We start from the raw sequence: 18,244 nt of genomic DNA, 5'->3' as shown, positions 1-18,244 counted from the left end.
GGGATTTATCCCCGTTTGAGTGCGCAGCGCTCACAAGATTTTGGGGCCGCTGCGCAGCCCAGCGGGGATAAATCCCCTCGCCACAAAAATCCCCTCACCACAAAAGCCCCCTTGGCCACAGAAGCCCCTTGGCCACAGAAGGCACTATCCCCATTTGACCTCCGCAAACCCGACTATCGCCGAGACCCACCATGACCGAAGCCATCCTGCTGGAACGTGAACGCGGTTTGCTCACCCTGCGCCTCAACCGCCCGGACAAGAAAAACGCCCTCACTCGCGCGATGTACAGCCGCCTCGCCGAGGCCCTGAAGCGTGCCGACAGCGACCCCGAAATCAACGCCGTGCTGATCACCGGCAGCGCCGAGTGCTTCACCGCCGGCAACGACATCGCCGACTTCATCCAGCAACCGCCCTCCGACCTCGACAGCCCGGTGTTTCACTTCATGCTCAACCTGCTCGAATGCCGCAAACCGGTCATCGCCGCAGTGGCCGGCGCGGCGGTGGGCATCGGCACCACGTTATTGCTGCATTGCGATCTGGTTTACGTGGCCCGCGATGCACGGTTGCGCATGCCGTTCGTTAACCTCGGTTTGTGCCCAGAATTCGGCTCCAGCCTGATCCTCCCGCGTTTGCTCGGCCAAGCCAAAGCGTCGGAGTTGCTGTTGCTGGGCGAAGGCTTTACCGGTGAACAAGCGGCGCAATGGGGCATTGCCACCGAGGCGCTGGGCAATGGCGATGCGGCGTTGAGCAAAGCGCGGGAAATGGCGCTACGTTTCGATGATTTGCCGGCAGATGCGGTACGCATCAGCAAGCAACTGATGAAGGCGCCGGATCGTGAGTTGATCCGCAAAGTGATCGAAGAGGAGGGCGTGTTGTTCACCCAGCGCCTGAAGTCGCCAGAGGCATTGGCGGCGTTGACCGGGTTTATCAAACGGCATTGAAAAATCGCAGCCTGCGACGGCGCCAACCAATGGAGCTGCGACTGGCTGCGATTTTTATCGATCATCACTTTGCATGCAGTCGCAATACGAAACCTGATGAATCATGATTGCGACCAGCGACGAGGATCTTTCCATCGTCCTGCAGTGCAACCGTGGTCGCGTATTGCATGCCGCTGCCAAAGTGGAACCGCGACCAGCCAACCCCGTTAAAGGTCAGGTCTCGGTTCGCGTCAATATATCTGGCCGCAGTAATGTCGTAATTATCGAAATCCTTTCCGATGGCTCCGACGACGACAATTTTCCCATCGGGTTGGCGAACGCCACTGTTAAAACCATTTAGCGCACCTGGAACAAATTCCTCATAGTAGAGTTTGCCTCCGTTGAACTGGATATTGGGAGTGCCATTTGATTCGATACTGGTCATCACAGCGCTAAAGGGAAAGCTCATCATGTTGCCAATGCCCAGGATGCGTTGGTTGGGTTGCTGAACCATGTAATGAATATTCGGGTCGCGACCGTTGATGGTGACGAATCCGTTAGCGCCGAACTCTGAATCAAGACTCCCGTCAGGGTTGTGACGCGTGAAGAGGGCAAACGTGGTGGTATATTCTGGTCTGACCGAACCGGAGCACACGTACTTGCCATCGGCTTGCACGAGGATGCCGTGAAGAGCGGTTCTCCCCAGAGGATAATCGGGGTGAACCACGACGATGTAGCCCTTCTGGTCAAGGCTCAAGTCTAGAGAACCATCGGCATTAAGCCGAATAATCAAACTGTGCGCCGTCTTGAAGTCGAAATCGTGAACCTTGCAGGCGAGGATTTTGCCGTCTGGCAGAATCTCCATCGTAACGGGAGACGCGCTACCGCCGGCGCGCGAGGTCGACCACGGCTGTTTTTTTTCTTTTGTCGTCGATACCGGACTTAACGTATGACCAGCAGGTGGCGCTAGATCAATATCCACATTGGAATATCCATCGGTTCCAAAACCGGAATCCAGTTTGCCGTCAGTGTCATATCGGGCAAAAGTCAGTGCTTCAAAGCTCACGCTAGAGGATGACCGACCAGTCCAGACAATTTTTCCGTCGCTCTGCAAATGGATCGAGGGGCGGCCGTAAAAGACCTTGCCCGCGATTTCTCCAATCACCAAACCATTGCTGCCATACGAGTTGTCTGGTGTGCCGTCAGGATTGAGCCGCCCCAGAAAGTACGCCAGTATAAAAAAGTTGTCGTTTCCGCTTACTCCGGTGAAGTAGATTTTTCCATTCGTGTCGACAAGAACGCAGGTGATTTCGGATACCGAATACTTCGGCACGACGATCTGCGACAAGCCCTTGGTTGCAAACGTTTCATCCAGCTGTCCTGCTTGATTCAAAGTTGTGGCGGACATGAGCATTTCCTTTTGCGTTGACGTGAGAAAAGCGTTCAATCCTGCGATTCAAGAAGCGAGGGTGTGCAGGCGCAGGCAGAGCAAATCCAGTGGTCAGCCGTGATGACGAATGACGGCTGCACTGCTGTGGTGTTCTCCCGCAAGGACAATCTGCCGTAGAGGCTGGATGGCAATGCTGGTGGTGAAATTGAGGATGCCTTCCGTGGAGGTATCGGTCAGTCCGTCTTCGCCGAACTCCAGATCCATCAAGCCTTGCGGCGTTACCCGACCTGCCAGACTTAATGCGCGCGTATTCAGTTCGCCAGCGGTGACAATGGCTTGTTCGCTATCCAGTTCGGCGCAGTTCAACTGCAGGCTGAGAAACGGTCGCTCAACGATGAGCGAGTTGCCGAGATTGAAACTGGCGTCGCGACTGGCGTCGGGCATCAGCCTGTTTACATAGCCTCTGACGGTGGAACCACTCGTGGTAAACGATCCGACCACCACCGGCTTGTCATCAGCCTGTAGCAACAGCGCGCTGAGTCGTAGTGTTCCGCCGTCTATTTTGAACAGATAGAAGCCCTTGCCGGCGAATGCCGGGTTGAGTGCGCCGGTTTCGTTGAATTCGGCGACAAATCCCTGATTGCCGCTGTTACCGGCCACCAGAATGTTGCCATTGGCGCGGATGCGCAAATCGACCGAGGCAGTGCTCTGCTGGTCGATCTGAAAGAAGGTGTAACCCTGCAGATTGAAGCGATTGTCCAGTTGCCCTTCCGGCGTCAATTGAATCAGAAGACCCTGGTCGCGATAGGGCGAACGACCACGGCTGTTGTAGGCCAGCAGGATTCGTCCATCTGCGCGAGCGGCAATCGAGAGACTGGCGGAAACATTCGGGTTGTTCGATTGGTCATCAGTGGGGTTCAGATCCGCGGTCAGTGGTTCTTTGAAGATAAACACACCGTTTTGTGCAAACGTCAGATCGATCGAACCACCGGCATTGAAACGTGCAATTGCGGGGTAGTGACGGAGTGGCAGACCGTCTTCCTGGATGTACCCGGTCACCAACAACTTATCGGCACTCAGTTCAGTGATGCCTGTAGGAATCGAGTCGATTTCACTGCCTGCAAATCCCCACTGCGAGTAACCGTTCGCGCCAAATGACGTGTCGATCAAACCGTCCTTTTGCAGACGGAACAGTTTGAAGTCGCGTCCATCTCGGAGCACTCCGATAATCTTGCCTTGCTGTGCGCCAGGAGTTTTTAGAACTGCGATGGCTTGAACCCTGTCACCCTCAAGCAGCGTCGATCCATTGATGCCGAAATTCCTGTCCAGATCACCTGCGCGTTGTGTGTGGTTCAACGTCCTGTTCTCCAATGATGAGACGATGCTCATCATGAGCCCGTGAAAATCATTTGATCGAAGAAAACGGCTCATGCCTACTGTCAGAAATTACAGGTCGTTAAACCCTTTGGGCATTAAATGGATTGCCGTTATGCATAAACAATTCTGTTTAATTAGCGGCTCAACTGTTGCCAGGAGCAAGGGGCAGGGGCAGGGGCAATTTCTGTGTAAGCAGAAAACAAAAAGCCCCGCCATTCACATGGCGGGGCTTTCGTTTTTCAACAACCAATCAATCAGACCTGTGGGTCGCCCACGTGCAGGATCTTCATGCCGTTGGTGCCGCCGGTGGTGTGGTAGCTGTCGCCCTTGGTCAGGATGACCCAGTCGCCTTTTTCCACAACGCCGCGTTTAACCAGCTCGTCGATCGCCTTCTGGCTGACTTCGTGCGGTTCCAGCGAAGCCGGATCGAACGGTACGGTGTACACGCCACGGAACATGGCTGCACGCGCCTGAGTTTCACGGTGCGGCGAGAACGCGTAGATCGGCACCGAGGAACGGATGCGCGACATGATCAGCGGGGTGTAGCCACTTTCGGTCAGCGCGATGATCGCTTTAACGCCCGGGAAGTGGTTGGCGGTGTACATGGTCGCCAGTGCGATGCTTTCGTCGCAACGGGTGAATTCCTTGCCGATGCGGTGGCTGGAAGTCTTGCCGGTCGGGTGCTTTTCAGCGCCGACGCAGATGCGCGCCATCGCTTGAACCGCTTCCAGCGGATACAGACCTGCAGCGGATTCAGCAGACAACATCACGGCGTCGGTGTAGTCGAGCACGGCGTTGGCCACGTCGGACACTTCGGCGCGAGTCGGCATCGGGTTCTGGATCATCGACTCCATCATCTGGGTCGCGACGATCACAGCCTTGTTGTGGCGGCGTGCGTGCAGAATGATTTTCTTCTGAATGCCCACCAGCTCGGCGTCGCCGATTTCCACACCGAGGTCACCACGGGCAACCATCACCGCATCGGAAGCCTTGATCAGGCCGTCGAGGGTTTCGTCGTCTGCGACGGCTTCAGCACGTTCGATCTTCGCCACCAACCAAGCGGTGCCGCCGGCTTCGTCGCGCAGTTGACGGGCGTATTCCATGTCGGCAGCGTCACGCGGGAAAGATACCGCGAGGTAGTCGACTTCCATTTCAGCGGCGAGCTTGATGTCGGCCTTGTCTTTTTCAGTCAGGGCCGGAGCGGTCAGGCCGCCACCGCGACGGTTGATGCCTTTGTGGTCGGACAGCGGGCCGCCGATGGTCACGGTGCAATGCAATGCGTCGTCAGTTTGGGTGTCAACGCGCATGACCACACGACCGTCGTCGAGCAGCAGCTCGTCGCCTACGCCGCAGTCTTTAACCAGATCCGGGTAGTCGATGCCGACCACTTGCTGGTTGCCTTCGGTCAGAGGATGGCTGGTGGAGAAGGTGAACTTGTCACCGATCTTCAGCTCGATCTTCTTGTTGGCGAATTTGGCGATACGGATTTTCGGGCCTTGCAGGTCACCCAGCAGGGCGACGAAGCGGCCGTGCTTGGCGGCAATGTCACGCACCAGTTTCGCGCGAGCCTTGTGCTCGTCGGGGGTGCCGTGGGAGAAGTTCAGACGGGCAACGTCCAGGCCAGCCAGAATCAGCTGTTCGAGAACTTCCGGCGAGTTACTGGCCGGGCCAAGGGTAGCGACGATTTTGGTACGACGGACGGACATGCAAAGACTCCTGAGTTCAAGCGCAAGCGAAGGCTACTATGCTCTTGGGGTGTAGTCATTGTTCGAATGCACTACTTTTTGTGAAGGGCTTTGTTAATAGTTTCTTTATTGAACGCCATGAACGCGACAATCGGCACAAACCGTTCTGAAGATTTTCGACGCAAGGTCGATACAGAGCACAAGACAGGAGAACCCCCATGCGATTGTTGCCCATTGCCGCCCTTGCCCTCAGCGTCCTCGCCGTCACGGGCTGCACCCGTTGGTCGATGAACCACCATTTGAACAACGCCTACAGCGCCTACGATCGTGGCAATTGCGAGCAGGTCATGCTCGAACTGTCCAAGGTCGAACGCGCCAGCCGTGCCCGCCCGTACGTGTGGCCGGAAGTGTCGATGATGCGCGGTCAGTGCCTGGAACGGCAAAGTATGTTTGTCGATGCCGCGCAGACCTATCAGTTCATCATCGCCTCGTACCCCAACAGCGAATACGCCTACCGTGCCCGCGCCCGTTTGGAGACCCTGCAAAGCCTGGGTCATTACCCAACGCGCAGCGCCGCAGCGGTTGTACGTCCAACACGTTTCTGATGACAGTTGTCATACAAAATCTGGCCGTGCGTACAGGCTGAGCTATAGTCGAATGATCCGGATTTAGAGCGCTGTCTCTATCCGGGGCAACACCTGCGACTGGCAAGTGGTCAAGTGACGGCGACGTAGCGACCGTCACACCGGAAGCGGGGAGAGCGGGCCTGCCGAACAGGTTCGTTCCGAAGCAAAGGTGCGGCTCTGTGACGGAGCCCTGCATGGCGAACTGCGCATGTTTACCGACCGCCGGATTGAACGGCACCAACTGCCGTACTTCTTGAGAGTGTTCAACAGCGTCACCGACAAACCGATTGGCTTTCTCGGCAACGTTTCAGAAGACGGGCTGATGCTTATCAGCCAGTTACCGATGATGATCGGAGTTGATTTCGCGCTACGTCTGAAAATCCCCATGGGTGATGGTTGCCACCAGGTCATCGACTTTTCGGCGTGCTGTTTGTGGTGTCACGAGGATGCAACCCCGCAACATTACGATGCTGGTTTCAGTTTGCACCGACCGCCTGCCGAGTATGGGCAACTGGTGCGAGCGTTGAAGCAGTACTTCAGTTTTCAGCCGTTGCCGGCGTCTGCCTGATAATGGGGAAATTCAGCCTGCGGTAGCTCAGGGCAGTGCGCATAAATGTGGCTGCCGCAGACTGCAAATTCTAAGTTTTATTAGCAATCGCTCGTTCACTATCCAATGTTTTTTCAGCTAGCAACAATCCCATCTCGCTCAATTGATATATTGCCATTGCCAAATGGCGGGGCTTATCTTCCAAACTGTCCGCTAGATCCAGCAAAAGAATACTCACAGACGAAAACGTTTCATAGGTCTGGATAGCGATAGCTTCGGAATTGATTTCTGGAGAAACCATAAACATTTGCATACCTCGGTCTACGGAGTTACGGGAAGGTATATCAGGTTTTAAATAGTGGTCTAAAGCGCGTTCAGCTGCTTCGTGGAGTTTTCTTGAGTCTTGTGAAGCATACGGGGAAGTATCAGTAGGATCTATTTCAGGTGGATTTGGTGTAATTTTAAACATTGCCTTGTTTCCTTGTTTGATGACACCACACGCTTCGCGACTAAGGGAAGGGTGGCGGCTATGCGCAGGTTAGTCGACCGGTGGAAACAAGGCTTTTCCGGCGCGCCCTAGGGCGCCCTGCACATAGCCACCATCAAGTGCGGGTATGAAAACCCTACGAGATGATGTGATGCACCTTGTTAATCCACCGGGCGACTAAACCCGATCGCTGGTCGTCAGCGACATGCATCAATTTAATGGGCGGCACCTAGCGTGTAAGTCAGTCAGTTCTGATGGGAGTGTAGGGAACGGCGCCAAGCGTTGTAGTCCGAATCCCCCGGCAAGACATGCTCCGAATCATGGAGAGCTATGCTTTTTTAAATCAGTTCGGAAGTTTTAGGGAGGGTGCCAAGTAGCTGTATAGCTACTTGGTATTAAATTATTAGTGGCAGGTCTTGTTTGGGTGTGACTTGAGTGATTTTAAAAACCTTTCATGCTTCTGTTGCAATAAGCGTTGTCATTTTTTTACTCTGAGTTTGGCGAAGCCCTGTTTAATGTAGCCGGCATTTTCACCAATTATACTCAGTGCACCTCGGATGTTTTCACCAACCTCATTTAAACCCTCCTTCTCTGCGTGCAGCGTCAATTCCATGATGGCGGCCTCTAGACCCAATTGATTCTGATACATCCTTTCCAATAAATCAGACAGCGAATATTCATCTGGCATTGGTTCGACTCCGTTCGAGAAAAGACAAGCATAGCAACGGTTTTCGGGTGCAGCGCTTTGAAAATTGTTTACGTCTTTCTATTGAACAGGCTGTAGATCGGATCAGTAGTCCGTTGAAAATGCTGCGTGGGAATAAACCACCTTCAAAACGTACCAGCCTTCTTCCAGCTCAAGTAACGCGTCACCAACTCAGTCCCTAACGACTGTGGCCGCACATCCAGCGTATGAACGCCATGTGCGGTCAACCTTTCATGGCATTCATTGCGCGCATTCAGATAGTCCACGGTGCCGCAATAGGTCAACGCTTCATCCAGTGTCTGAACGGTGCTCTGCGGCACTTGATCAAGTACGCCTTCACGCAGGCTCGCCACCAACACTCGATGCTGCTGGCTCAAGCGTTTGACGGCGGTGAGCAGTTCCTCGTCGTCGTCATCGCGCAGGTTGGTGACCAGTATCACCAGCGCCCGACGCTTTTGCCGCGACAGCAGTTGGCTGACGGCCGCTTGATAGTCCGCCGTGCGCTGAGTGCTTTGCAGGTCGTAGACACTGTTGAGAACGATATTGAGCTGACCCGCACCTTTAACCGGTGCGAGGTAATGCGGTTGCGCATTGGCCAAAGTACACAAACCCACCGCATCGCCCTGACGCAGGGCCACGTAGCTGAGCAGTAAACAAGCATTCAGCGCATGGTCGAAGTGCGAGAGTTCGTCGTCCTGGCTACGCATGCGGCGGCCGCAATCGAGCATGAAGATGATCTGCTGATCGCGTTCGTCCTGATATTCACGGGCAATCGGTGTGCGCTGGCGGGCGGTGGCTTTCCAGTCGATCTGGCGCAGGCTGTCGCCTTCGCGAAATTCGCGCAGTTGATGAAATTCCAGACCCTGACCACGGCGCTGCTTTTGCCGCACGCCGAGCTGACTGAGCCAGTTGTCCACGGCCAGCAGTTCACCGCCGTAGAGGCGGGCGAAGTCCGGGTAGACGCGGGTGTGATCGGTGACGTCGAGCAGGCGTTTGCCTGTCCATAAACCCAGCGGGCTGGGCAGGTTGATTTCGCAGCGTTCAAAGCTGAAATGACCGCGCTGGAGGGGGCGCAGGCGGTAGCCGACATGGCTGATTTTACCGGGCTGCAGTTCGACGCTGAGCGGCAGGTTTTCGAAGCTCAGGCCTTCCGGGACATGATCGAAGATGTGCAGGTGCAGGGGCTCGGTGAAGGGGTGTTCAACGTCCAGGCGGATTTCGCTCCAGCGACCAAGTGCGAGGCTGCCGGGCATGTGCCGTTTGACGTGGATGTCGGGCAGGCGTTTGAGGCACAGGGCATCGATGCCGGCCAGGGCCAGCAGGGCGAGGAGCAAGCCCCAGGTGATCGCCGGCAGGCTTGGCGGGAGGGCGATTTGCAGTGCCTGCAAGGTGCCCAGGGCGATGCCGATGGCCATGAGCAGTGTTAGCCAGATTAGTAAGAGTTTTGATGGTTTCATGGCTTGGCACCGGGCTGTTTGTTGCAAAGATCGCAGCCTTCGGCAGCTCCTGCATGAGTGATGTGTAGGAGCTGCCGGAGGCTGCGATCTTTTCTGCCCAAAACGGATTTCACAGGCGCGGCGCCGGGATCTGGTCGAGCAGTTGTTGCAATACCTGATCGACTTGCAGGCCTTCGATGTCCAGTTCCGGGGCGATGCGTACGCGGTGGCGCAGCACGGCCAGCGCGCAGCCTTTGATGTCGTCGGGGATGACGAATTCGCCGCCGCGTAACAGGGCGCGGGCGCGGGCGCAGCGCACCAGGGCAATCGAGGCGCGAGGCCCGGCGCCGAGGGTCAGCCCCGGCCAACTGCGCGTGCTGCGCGCCAGTCGTACGGCGTAATCGAGGACTTGATCGTCCAGCGGCAAATCATTGGCAATGCGTTGCAGCGCTTGCACGTCCTTGGCTTGCAGCACGGTGCGCAACGGTTGCACATCAAGCATGTCGGCGCGGGTCGAGCGACTGACCTGACGCACCATGTTCAACTCCTGATCGGCGTCGGGGTAATCCATGCGCACCTTGAGCATGAAGCGGTCGAGTTCGGCTTCGGGCAGCGGGTAAGTGCCTTCCTGTTCAATCGGGTTTTGCGTGGCCAGCACCATGAACGGCTGAGCGATGGGCAGGGCGCGGCCTTCGAGGGTGACTTGCCTTTCTTGCATCGCTTCGAGCAGCGCCGCCTGGGTTTTCGCCGGGGCGCGGTTGATCTCGTCGGCCAGCAGCAAATTGGTGAACAGCGGGCCTTTGCGCAATTTGAACTGCTCGGTTTGCAGGTCATAGACGGCATGACCGGTGACGTCGCTGGGCATCAGATCCGGGGTGAACTGGATACGCGCGAACTCGCCACCGAAGCAGCGCGCCAATGCACGCACCAGCAAGGTTTTACCCAGCCCCGGCACACCTTCGAGCAGCACGTGGCCACCGGCGATCAGTGCGGTCAGCACGTCGTCGATTACCTGATTCTGGCCAATCAAAGCTTTCTGCAATTCGCTGCGAACCGCTTGCGCCAGTTGGCTGGCGCGCTGGCGTTGCTGGGCGGCGTGGCTGGCGCTGCCGGGCTCGGTCTGTTCACTCATAGCGTGTTCCTCAAGGTTTGCAGGTGGGCGACCTGACGGCAGAACTCGGCGCTGGACAAACGCTGGTTCGGAACCGGGCTCAGGGCCTGGCTGATGGCGCGGGTGGGCTGGCGGGTCAGGCGTGACAGTGCCAGCCATTGTTCGGCAACGTTCAATCGATCAAAACCGGGATGGCGACGGCGCGCGCGACGCAACACGTCTTGTTGCAAGGCTTGCAGCAGCGCTTGCTGACCGTTGTGGCGCAGCAGGAAATCCGCGCTGGCACGCAGGTGTTCCTGCAATTGTCGGCGGCCGCTCGGCGCCGGTGCCTGAAGCGAGCCGTGGCGCACACCGACATGCCACAACCACAGGCCGATCAAGGCGAGCAGGGCGACGATGGCCTGCGGGAAGTAGCGCCAGAGCAAGGTCAGCAAGCCGTCGTGTTCGGTGTTGTAGATCAGCGTGACGTCGGTGTCGGCGCTCAGGTACCAGAGCAGCCAGGCATTGTCGTATTGAGCGATGGTCTGGCTTTTCCACAGCTCGGCGTCAGTGACCACGGTGATCGAGCCGAGGCTGTAAGGCAGTTGCATCATGTGCGTGGCTTTGCCGCTGTTGGCCCAGGCTTGCGCGAGGTTTTTCGGGTCGTCGAGGTGGAAGTCCGTGTCGAACCCGGCATAGGCCGGCGCGTCTTCATCCTCCACATACAGCTTGGTCAATTTCGGGAAGGGGTCTTGCTCAAGGTCTTTGGGCGGATCCTTGAGATCCTTGCTCAAGGATTGATGCAGTTGCACGCGATCGAGCAGCAGGTCGTTGCTCTGTTTGGTCTGCTCATCCCACAACGATTCAGCGACAAACACCAGTCGCCCGCCGGCCCGCGTCCAGTTCAACACTTGTTCGACCTGACGTGGGGTCATGCGTGAGCGGTCGTTGAACAGCAGCAGCGTGTGTCGGCGTGGGTCGATATCCAGCAGCACGGAAAGGCTTTCGGCATGACTGACTTTGAGGCCGCGCTCACGCAAAAACATTTCCGCCGCCAGATACGGATTGGCTTGGGCAGCAGGGGACGGGCCGTGATCGACTTCTTTCTGATAAGGCTTGGCCTTGAGAACCAGAAACACGCTCAATGCGATCAGCAGTGAGACGAGCACTGCGCCGACCCACCACAGGGTACGGCGATTCAACGGGCAGCTCCGTGGCCAAACAAGGCGCGCCAGCCGTCGCACAATTCCTGTTGCAGATGCGCTGCCGGGACTCGATGTCCGTAGGCCATGTTCTGCCAGTGCACAGTGAGGTTGCGACTGAAGGCGAGCAACTCCGGTCGCTGCAGTTGTTCTACGCGCGCCAGCACCTGATTTTCGGTGTCGGCAGGTTTCAGCGTCAGATCGAAGTCGTGCAGCAGATGGCTGAGCAGACCGCGATAGAGCAGGCTCAACGCCGCGCGCGGTTGGCTGAGCCAGAGTTGTTCGGCGCTGGCGGCGATGTCGTCGGGCAAGGTGTCGCGGTTCAAATCCAGACCGAACGCTTGCTGCGGCACCGCTCGTTTTGGCAGTGCTGGCAGTTTCGACCGGCGACTGACGAAGGCCCGGAGAAACTCGCGGTAGCGCCAGATCAGCCAACCGATCAAGGCAATCAGCACACCCCACAACAGCACCTCGATCAGCTTGGCCAGCACATTGAAGTGTCGACCGTCGAGCCAGCCCAACAGAGTTTTCAGCCATTGCGGTGCGTCGCCGGGTTTTGCGTCTTTGGCCGGCGCTGCCGGGTCTTCGCCAAAACGGTAGCGGGTGACCGATTCCTTGTTCTTGAACGGTGGTTGTTCGAGCAAGGCCTTGATGCTGTCGTGGGAGGCCTGACTGGTCAGCGGCTGATTTAACAAGCGCGGTGCATCCGGACGGGTGTCGGGTTCAGCCGCCCAGACCGAGGGCACATTCGGCAGCACCAGACAGATCGCCAGCAACAGACTGAGCACGCCGTTGTTCAGGCGCTGGCGCAAACGGCGGAACACCAGTTCGATGTCCCACGCTTCCAGTTGCGTGCGGCGGTTCAGATACAGGCTGAATCCGCAGGCGACGTAGATCGGTTCCCACACCACCAGCACCAGCGCATAAAAAGCGTTGGTCAGGTGTTCTAGCCAGCGCCATTCGTGATCGGCCGAGAGAATCAGCGACTGCCAGTCCCAATCGGTTTCCACTTGCTGCGGCAGCAACAGATAGAACAGCACCATCAAGCCGATCCACAGCGCAGTCTCCAGATGCACGCCAATGATGGTCAGCCATTGCGCCGCGCCGGCGTTGCGCTGCAACAGCACTTGCAGGCGTTGTTGGCGAGCGTTGCCGTCGAGGCCTTCGAGTTGCACCACCGGCAGCAGAAAGCTGCGGCTGAAGCTCAAGCGACGCCAGGTCAGGCTGGCCAGCAGTTGCGGTTTGAGCAGGCGCGGCCATTCGCGCAGTGCTTGTTTGAGGGTGGGCGTTTCGCCGAACAGCGCTTTGGACAGGATGTACAACGGCAGGCGTTCGTACGCCGGTTTCAGCCACCAGAAAATAAACACGGCCAGCGTCGGCGAATCCCAAAACACCAGGCTGAGCAGGGCGAACAGCGGCAAGGTGACGATCGCCCAACTGGTCATCAGCAAGCGTCGATGTTGCTGACACATGAGCACGCCCAGATCCATGGCTTCCCAAGTCGTGCGCGGGCGGATCACCACGGTGGCGTCACTCAGGCGCATGGCGTGTCCTTCCGGCGAACAGCAGATAGCACGCGACCAACGTCCAGAGTCCGGCGCCGACCAGGTATTTGGTCAGCGGCGCGACACTGGTTTTCGACGACCAATAGGCTTCGATAAACGCTGCGATCAGCAGGAACAACATCACTCCGCAGACCAGTAACACGCTTTTGCGCGCCGCGCGTTTCAGGGCCTCGGCGCGGGTCAGGCGCCCGGGCGCGATCAACGCCCAGCCGAGTTCAAGACCGGCCGCGCCGGCGAGAGCAATCGCCGTCAGTTCGAAAGCGCCATGGGCGATGACGAACGACCAGAAGGTCTCGCCGAAACCGATCTCGGTCAGATGCCCGGCCACCGCGCCGATGACCAGGCCGTTGTAGAACAGAAAGAATGCGCTGCCCACGCCCATCATCAAGCCGCTGGCGAAGGTCTGAAAGGCGATGCCGATGTTGTGCATCACGTAGTAACCGAACATCACCCAGTCTTCACTGGCTGCGCGTTCGGCGGGGCGCCCGAGGTGGCCGGCGACGGGGTCGTACATGCCTTGCATCTCGCGCACTTGATCGGCGGGAATCAGGTTGTAAACGAGGTCGGGAAACACATACACCAACACCCCTACGCCGATCAGGCTGCCGAAAAACAGCAGCGCGGCGACCAGCACAAACGGCCATTCGGCGCGCACCAGTCGGGGGAAATCGGCGAGGATAAAACTGAGCAGGTTGGCGCCGAGGCGACTGCGATGGCGGTACAGCTGTTGATGGCCGCGCAGCACGTGTTGCTGCAACGAGTCGATGAGAAAACTGCTGTAGCCGCGTTCCTGCGCCAACGCCAGATGTTGGCAAAGACGTCGATAGCTTCTCGGGAATCCGGCGATTTGCGAGGTGTCCTTGCCGCGTTCAAGGCGTTCGAGGGCCAGCGCAAAACGCTCCCATTCGGCCTTGTGGCGACTTTCGAAAAGGCTCTGCTTCATGTCGGGCCCAACAAGCCGCGCGCGATGCCATTGAGTTCGGCAACGGCTTTGGGCGCGGAGATATGCAGCGGCTGGGCGAGCAGGGCGGCCAGTTCATTGACCCGCGCCGTTGACAGTTCGCCTTGGCGTTCGGCAAAACCGAGCACTGCACGTTGTTCGCTTAGCGACAGCGGCACGGGCGAGCGCCGGGGTTCGGCGTCAGGCAATTGCGGGCGCGTCAGCGGGCGTTCGCTGTAAACCACCAGCGTGCCGGCAGCGATGTCGCCGAGGCGTTTGAAGGTCGGGTGTTGCAGGCAACTGAGGCTGCCGAGGAAGTAGCCGAACGGCAGCAGATCAACGAAGCGCAGCAGATTGCGCAACAACGAGGCCGACCAGCCAACCGGTGTACCGTCGTCGTGCACCACGCGCAGGCCCATCCACTGTTTGCCCGGCGAGCGTCCCTGCCGCAGCACCTCGAACAGCACCATGTACCACCAACTGATCGCAAACAGCAGCAGCGAACCGAGGCCCATGCCGAGCTTGCCGAGGAACGCCAACGCGATAAACAGCACGCCCATGATCACACCGCGAATGCCCAGATCGATGGCGAACGCCACGGCCCGTACCATTAACCCGGCAGGGCGCAGGGGCAGGTCGATGCCTTCCGGCGTTTCGACCTGATGCCGCGTATCCAGCGGCGGGGCCAGCGGTGCTTTCCTTGGCAGTGCTGTGGGCTCGAGCATGGGCTACCTGATGTCGCCTGTTCTGAGTGCAAGTGCGTCCGATGCTAGCAGCCTCTCGGGGGGAAACGACATAACTATGTATTGCACAGCATGTGTCGCCAGGTGTTTGAATGTTTCAAGACTGGCCGCGACGGCGGTTGAGCGCCTAGACTTTGCCGATCTTCAGTTCAGGATCCGCCCGTGACTTCAATCTTCTGGTACGACTACGAAACCACTGGCATCAATCCGCGTAACGACCGCCCGCTGCAGGTCGCCGGGATTCGCACCGACCACGAGCTCAACGAAATCGACGAGCCGGTCAACCTTTACTGCCAGCCCAGCGAAGATATCCTGCCGCACCCGGCGGCGTGCGCAATCACCGGCATCACCCCCAGTCAGCTCGCCGAAAAAGGTTTGAGCGAAGCCGATTTCATGACCCGGGTTCACGCGCAATTGGCCGCGCCCGGTACGTGCGGCGCGGGTTACAACTCCTTGCGTTTCGACGACGAGATGACCCGTTACAGCCTGTATCGCAACTTCTTCGATCCCTACGCCCGTGAATGGCAGGGCGGCAACAGTCGTTGGGATTTGATCGACGTGGTGCGCGCCGCTTACGCCTTGCGCCCGGACGGGCTGGTCTGGCCGACCGATGACGAGGGCCGCGTGACCCTCAAACTCGAACGTCTGACCGCCGCCAATAACATCGATCACGGCCATGCCCACGAGGCGTTGTCGGACGTGCGCGCGACCATTGCGCTGGCGAAACTGATCCGCGAGAAGCAGCCCAAGCTCTATGACTGGCTGTTTCAGTTGCGCAGCAAACAGAAGGTGATGGATCAGATTCGCCTGTTGCAGCCGCTGGTGCACATCTCCGGACGCTTCTCGGCAGCGCGCAGTTATGTCGGTGTGGTCATGCCGCTGGCCTGGCACCCGAAAAACCGCAACGCGCTGATTGTTTGCGACTTGCACCTCGATCCACAGGGCTTGCTCGATCTCGACGCACAAACCCTGCGCCAGCGTCTGTACACGCGCCGTGACGATTTGCTTGAGGGCGAATTGCCGGTGCCGCTGAAGATTATTCACATCAATCGCTGCCCGGTCGTCGCGCCGTTATCGGTGTTACGCGCCGACGATCAGCAACGATTGGGTCTGGACATGGCGCTTTATCAGGAACGCGCGCTGCGGCTAACTGACGCACAACAAGTTTGGAAAGATAAAATCGCCGCTATTTATGCCAGCGAAGATTTCACCCCGAGTGAAGATCCGGAACAACAGTTGTACGACGGATTTATCGGTGATCGTGATCGGCGTCTGTGTGAGCAAGTGAGAAACGCTGACCCGGCACATTTGGCACAAGAGCAATGGCCGTTCGATGATGAACGTTTGCCTGAATTACTCTTTCGATATCGCGCACGTAACTTTGCCGATACGTTGAATTCTGAAGAACAGGCACGCTGGAAATTATTGTGTCAGCAACGTTTGTCGGCCCCGGAATTCGGCGCGCCGAATACCTTGAAATCTTTTAGCGAGGCGGCCGAGCAATGGTTGCTTAGTGCTACGCCAGAGCAGAGCGCAGTGCTCAATGAATGGCAGAGTTATGTCCAGGCATTGCGCAAACGTTTGGGTCTTTGAAATCGAACATGTTTGTTACTAAACGTCAGGCATAAAAAAACGCCAGCATTCGCTGGCGTTTCTTTTTTCGCGGATCGCTCTGCGAAGGCGTTGCGGCTTAGCCCAGCAGGGTAGCCCAGCCTTCAACCACGTCGCCGCCCCACTTGGCTTTCCACTCTTTCAGAGTTTTGTGGTTGCCACCTTTGGTTTCGATGACTTCGCCGTTGTGCGGGTTTTTGTATTGTTTAACTTTGCGAGCACGCTTGGTGCCGGTAGTTTTTACTGCGCCGCCGCGTGGTGCTTTGGTTTTCGACTCTGGGTCCAGCAGCGCGATGATGTCACGCAGCGACTTGGAGTATTCGCCCATCAGGGTGCGCAGTTTGCCTTCGAATTCCAGCTCGGTTTGCAGTTTGTCGTCTTGCGACAGGTTCTTCAAACGGGCTTGCAGCTCTTTGATAGCTTCTTCGGTGGCGCGATATTCGTTGATCAAGGACATGATTACTACCTTAGTAGAATGCTGAATGACAGGGGACAGTGGCGCAATAATAGTCAGGCTGTTTCATCAAGTAAACATTTAACCGGGGTTTTTATTTAAATTAGTTACGAGAAATAGCCGCAAATTGATTGTTCAGTTAAATAGTGTGAAGCCGTCAGCACAGATATTCACAAATGTCTGTTTAACAATGCCAGCAAAGCGCCATCCCTCTGGCGTTTGTTTCCGTCAAAAAAGTGTGGGTATCAGGCGCCGACCACGCCAGCGCTCATCAATACTGCAGTTTTCCCGCGCAGTCGCTAGAATGGCGGCCTTTGCGAAGTTCTGGAGTCTTCCCCTCATGCGCACTTTTCGTCTGGTGATTTCTTGCCCGGACCGCGTTGGCATCGTTGCCAAAGTCAGTAATTTTCTGGCAGCCCACAATGGCTGGATCACCGAAGCGAGCCACCACTCGGATAATCAGGTGGGTTGGTTCTTCATGCGTCACGAAATTCGTGCCGATTCGCTGCCATTCGGTATTGAAGTATTGCGCGAGAAGTTTGCGCCGATCGCCGAAGAGTTCTCGATGGACTGGCGCATCACCGACACTGAGCAGAAGAAGCGCGTAGTGCTGATGGCCAGCCGCGAATCGCACTGCCTGGCGGACTTGTTGCACCGCTGGCACAGCGATGAGCTGGATTGCGAAATCTCCTGCGTGATTTCCAACCACGACGACCTGCGCAGCATGGTCGAGTGGCACGGCATCCCGTATTACCACGTCCCGGTCAATCCGCAGGACAAGCAACCGGCCTTCGACGAAGTGTCGCGTCTGGTCAAACAGCACGACGCTGAAGTGGTGGTGCTGGCGCGTTACATGCAAATCCTGCCGCCGGACATGTGCCGCGAATACGCGCACAAGGTGATCAACATTCACCACAGCTTCCTGCCGTCGTTCGTCGGTGCCAAGCCGTACCACCAGGCGTCGCTGCGCGGCGTGAAACTGATCGGTGCGACTTGCCACTACGTGACCGAAGAGCTGGACGCCGGCCCGATCATCGAGCAGGACGTGGTGCGTGTCAGCCACAGCGACAGCATCGAAGACATGGTGCGTTTCGGCCGTGACGTCGAGAAGATGGTGCTGGCCCGCGGCCTGCGTTATCACCTCGAAGATCGCGTGCTGGTGCACGGCAACAAGACTGTGGTGTTCTGATCGAACACACGCAGGCTTGAAAAACCAAGGGTCTGGGCGTTCAATCGCTCAGACCCTTTGTCGTTTAAGCCCCGAGGAAACTTACATGAGTGATCCACTGGACAAAGCCACGTCCAAAGCACCGGCGACGTTGGGCGAAGGTTGTTTGAGTCGCTACGACCCCGAGGACATGACCCCGGAGGATGGCACCGAGTTTCCCGGTGCAGCCGAGTTGTGGGAACAGTTGCAAGAGTCCGACGATAAACAAAACGATGCCTGAAGCGCGATCCCTGTAGG

At 57.5% G+C, this 18,244-nt stretch carries 18 protein-coding genes; 6 read left to right on the top strand and 12 right to left on the bottom strand.

Annotation, left to right across the window (positions count from 1 at the left end; translation table 11 throughout):
• Positions 1–191: 191 nt before the first annotated feature.
• Positions 192–941 (top strand): enoyl-CoA hydratase-related protein, encoded by a 750-nt coding sequence (locus tag QMX93_RS17565; RefSeq protein ID WP_282357359.1) that lies wholly within the window; start codon positions 192–194, stop codon positions 939–941.
• A 64-nt stretch (positions 942–1,005) separates the two neighbouring features.
• On the opposite strand, the gene QMX93_RS17560 is transcribed toward QMX93_RS17565, so the two are convergent.
• The 3 genes from QMX93_RS17560 to pyk form a co-directional block, all read right to left on the bottom strand.
• On the bottom strand, positions 1,006–2,328 hold the full coding sequence (locus QMX93_RS17560) for a hypothetical protein (protein WP_282357358.1): 1,323 nt from the start codon (positions 2,326–2,328) through the stop codon (positions 1,006–1,008).
• Positions 2,329–2,421: 93 nt separating this feature from the next.
• Positions 2,422–3,531, bottom strand: coding sequence for a delta-60 repeat domain-containing protein (locus tag QMX93_RS17555; protein ID WP_282357357.1), 1,110 nt, complete (start codon positions 3,529–3,531; stop codon positions 2,422–2,424).
• 410 nt (positions 3,532–3,941) lie between these two features.
• Positions 3,942–5,393: a pyruvate kinase gene (pyk, locus tag QMX93_RS17550; protein WP_008080434.1), complete on the bottom strand. Its 1,452-nt coding sequence runs from the start codon at positions 5,391–5,393 to the stop codon at positions 3,942–3,944.
• 197 nt (positions 5,394–5,590) lie between these two features.
• Between pyk and QMX93_RS17545 the strand changes: the two genes are divergently transcribed.
• Both QMX93_RS17545 and QMX93_RS17540 read left to right on the top strand, forming a co-directional pair.
• On the top strand, positions 5,591–5,977 hold the full coding sequence (locus QMX93_RS17545; RefSeq protein ID WP_053123257.1) for a hypothetical protein: 387 nt from the start codon (positions 5,591–5,593) through the stop codon (positions 5,975–5,977).
• Between the two features lie 229 nt (positions 5,978–6,206).
• Complete coding sequence (locus tag QMX93_RS17540; RefSeq protein ID WP_053123255.1) at positions 6,207–6,566, top strand: PilZ domain-containing protein; 360 nt, start codon at positions 6,207–6,209, stop codon at positions 6,564–6,566.
• 70 nt (positions 6,567–6,636) lie between these two features.
• Here the strand turns inward: QMX93_RS17540 and QMX93_RS17535 are convergent, their stop codons facing one another.
• The 8 genes from QMX93_RS17535 to QMX93_RS17500 form a co-directional block, all read right to left on the bottom strand.
• Positions 6,637–7,014, bottom strand: a complete 378-nt coding sequence (locus QMX93_RS17535; protein ID WP_053123253.1) for a DUF6124 family protein — start codon at positions 7,012–7,014, stop codon at positions 6,637–6,639.
• Between the two features lie 496 nt (positions 7,015–7,510).
• Complete coding sequence (locus QMX93_RS17530) at positions 7,511–7,720, bottom strand: hypothetical protein (protein WP_053123251.1); 210 nt, start codon at positions 7,718–7,720, stop codon at positions 7,511–7,513.
• Positions 7,721–7,863: 143 nt separating this feature from the next.
• The gene (locus QMX93_RS17525) at positions 7,864–9,195 is read right to left on the bottom strand and encodes a DUF58 domain-containing protein (protein ID WP_282357355.1); all 1,332 of its coding nucleotides are present in this window, start codon (positions 9,193–9,195) and stop codon (positions 7,864–7,866) included.
• 109 nt (positions 9,196–9,304) lie between these two features.
• Entirely contained in the window at positions 9,305–10,306 is a 1,002-nt protein-coding gene (locus QMX93_RS17520) for a MoxR family ATPase (protein WP_282357353.1), read from the bottom strand.
• Positions 10,303–11,466, bottom strand: coding sequence for a DUF4350 domain-containing protein (locus QMX93_RS17515; protein ID WP_282357352.1), 1,164 nt, complete (start codon positions 11,464–11,466; stop codon positions 10,303–10,305). The genes QMX93_RS17520 and QMX93_RS17515 overlap by 4 nt, the downstream gene beginning before the upstream one ends.
• Positions 11,463–13,010 (bottom strand): DUF4129 domain-containing protein, encoded by a 1,548-nt coding sequence (locus QMX93_RS17510; protein ID WP_282357351.1) that lies wholly within the window; start codon positions 13,008–13,010, stop codon positions 11,463–11,465. The genes QMX93_RS17515 and QMX93_RS17510 overlap by 4 nt, the downstream gene beginning before the upstream one ends.
• The gene (locus QMX93_RS17505; protein ID WP_282357350.1) at positions 12,997–13,974 is read right to left on the bottom strand and encodes a stage II sporulation protein M; all 978 of its coding nucleotides are present in this window, start codon (positions 13,972–13,974) and stop codon (positions 12,997–12,999) included. Before QMX93_RS17505 ends, QMX93_RS17510 begins: the two co-directional genes overlap by 14 nt.
• Positions 13,971–14,696 (bottom strand): RDD family protein, encoded by a 726-nt coding sequence (locus tag QMX93_RS17500; protein ID WP_282357349.1) that lies wholly within the window; start codon positions 14,694–14,696, stop codon positions 13,971–13,973. The genes QMX93_RS17505 and QMX93_RS17500 overlap by 4 nt, the downstream gene beginning before the upstream one ends.
• 180 nt (positions 14,697–14,876) lie before the next feature.
• On the opposite strand from QMX93_RS17500, the gene sbcB reads away from it, so the two are divergent.
• Positions 14,877–16,307 (top strand): exodeoxyribonuclease I, encoded by a 1,431-nt coding sequence (sbcB, locus tag QMX93_RS17495; RefSeq protein WP_159812544.1) that lies wholly within the window; start codon positions 14,877–14,879, stop codon positions 16,305–16,307.
• 97 nt (positions 16,308–16,404) lie between these two features.
• Here sbcB and mvaT read toward each other — a convergent pair whose 3' ends face one another.
• Positions 16,405–16,782: a histone-like nucleoid-structuring protein MvaT gene (mvaT, locus tag QMX93_RS17490; RefSeq protein WP_007933316.1), complete on the bottom strand. Its 378-nt coding sequence runs from the start codon at positions 16,780–16,782 to the stop codon at positions 16,405–16,407.
• Between the two features lie 337 nt (positions 16,783–17,119).
• On the opposite strand from mvaT, the gene purU reads away from it, so the two are divergent.
• Both purU and QMX93_RS17480 read left to right on the top strand, forming a co-directional pair.
• The gene (gene purU / locus QMX93_RS17485) at positions 17,120–17,968 is read left to right on the top strand and encodes a formyltetrahydrofolate deformylase (protein ID WP_007912774.1); all 849 of its coding nucleotides are present in this window, start codon (positions 17,120–17,122) and stop codon (positions 17,966–17,968) included.
• Positions 17,969–18,053: 85 nt separating this feature from the next.
• Positions 18,054–18,227 carry a hypothetical protein gene (locus tag QMX93_RS17480; RefSeq protein WP_212543902.1) on the top strand — a complete coding sequence of 58 codons (174 nt, stop codon included), beginning with the start codon at positions 18,054–18,056 and terminating at the stop codon, positions 18,225–18,227.
• Positions 18,228–18,244 lie beyond the last annotated feature (17 nt).

It is taken from the genome of Pseudomonas sp. PS01303 (assembly GCF_029959385.1).
In the GTDB taxonomy this organism is placed as follows: Bacteria; Pseudomonadota; Gammaproteobacteria; order Pseudomonadales; family Pseudomonadaceae; genus Aquipseudomonas; species Aquipseudomonas rustica.
The sequence above is the reverse complement of the archived record's forward strand: the minus strand, read 5'-3'. Positions and strand labels throughout refer to the sequence as shown.

Bases quoted from the DNA above. Each gene is read 5' to 3' on its own strand.
- mvaT (WP_007933316.1), bottom strand. From the start codon at position 16,782: ATGTCCTTGATCAACGAATATCGCGCCACCGAAGAAGCTATCAAAGAG.
- QMX93_RS17480 (WP_212543902.1), top strand. From the start codon at position 18,054: ATGAGTGATCCACTGGACAAAGCCACGTCCAAAGCACCGGCGACGTTG.
- QMX93_RS17535 (WP_053123253.1), bottom strand. From the start codon at position 7,014: ATGTTTAAAATTACACCAAATCCACCTGAAATAGATCCTACTGATACT.
- QMX93_RS17565 (WP_282357359.1), top strand. From the start codon at position 192: ATGACCGAAGCCATCCTGCTGGAACGTGAACGCGGTTTGCTCACCCTG.
- QMX93_RS17500 (WP_282357349.1), bottom strand. From the start codon at position 14,696: ATGCTCGAGCCCACAGCACTGCCAAGGAAAGCACCGCTGGCCCCGCCG.
- QMX93_RS17560 (WP_282357358.1), bottom strand. From the start codon at position 2,328: ATGTCCGCCACAACTTTGAATCAAGCAGGACAGCTGGATGAAACGTTT.
- QMX93_RS17505 (WP_282357350.1), bottom strand. From the start codon at position 13,974: ATGAAGCAGAGCCTTTTCGAAAGTCGCCACAAGGCCGAATGGGAGCGT.
- purU (WP_007912774.1), top strand. From the start codon at position 17,120: ATGCGCACTTTTCGTCTGGTGATTTCTTGCCCGGACCGCGTTGGCATC.
- QMX93_RS17530 (WP_053123251.1), bottom strand. From the start codon at position 7,720: ATGCCAGATGAATATTCGCTGTCTGATTTATTGGAAAGGATGTATCAG.
- QMX93_RS17545 (WP_053123257.1), top strand. From the start codon at position 5,591: ATGCGATTGTTGCCCATTGCCGCCCTTGCCCTCAGCGTCCTCGCCGTC.
- QMX93_RS17540 (WP_053123255.1), top strand. From the start codon at position 6,207: ATGTTTACCGACCGCCGGATTGAACGGCACCAACTGCCGTACTTCTTG.
- QMX93_RS17525 (WP_282357355.1), bottom strand. From the start codon at position 9,195: ATGAAACCATCAAAACTCTTACTAATCTGGCTAACACTGCTCATGGCC.
- QMX93_RS17520 (WP_282357353.1), bottom strand. From the start codon at position 10,306: ATGAGTGAACAGACCGAGCCCGGCAGCGCCAGCCACGCCGCCCAGCAA.
- QMX93_RS17510 (WP_282357351.1), bottom strand. From the start codon at position 13,010: ATGCGCCTGAGTGACGCCACCGTGGTGATCCGCCCGCGCACGACTTGG.
- pyk (WP_008080434.1), bottom strand. From the start codon at position 5,393: ATGTCCGTCCGTCGTACCAAAATCGTCGCTACCCTTGGCCCGGCCAGT.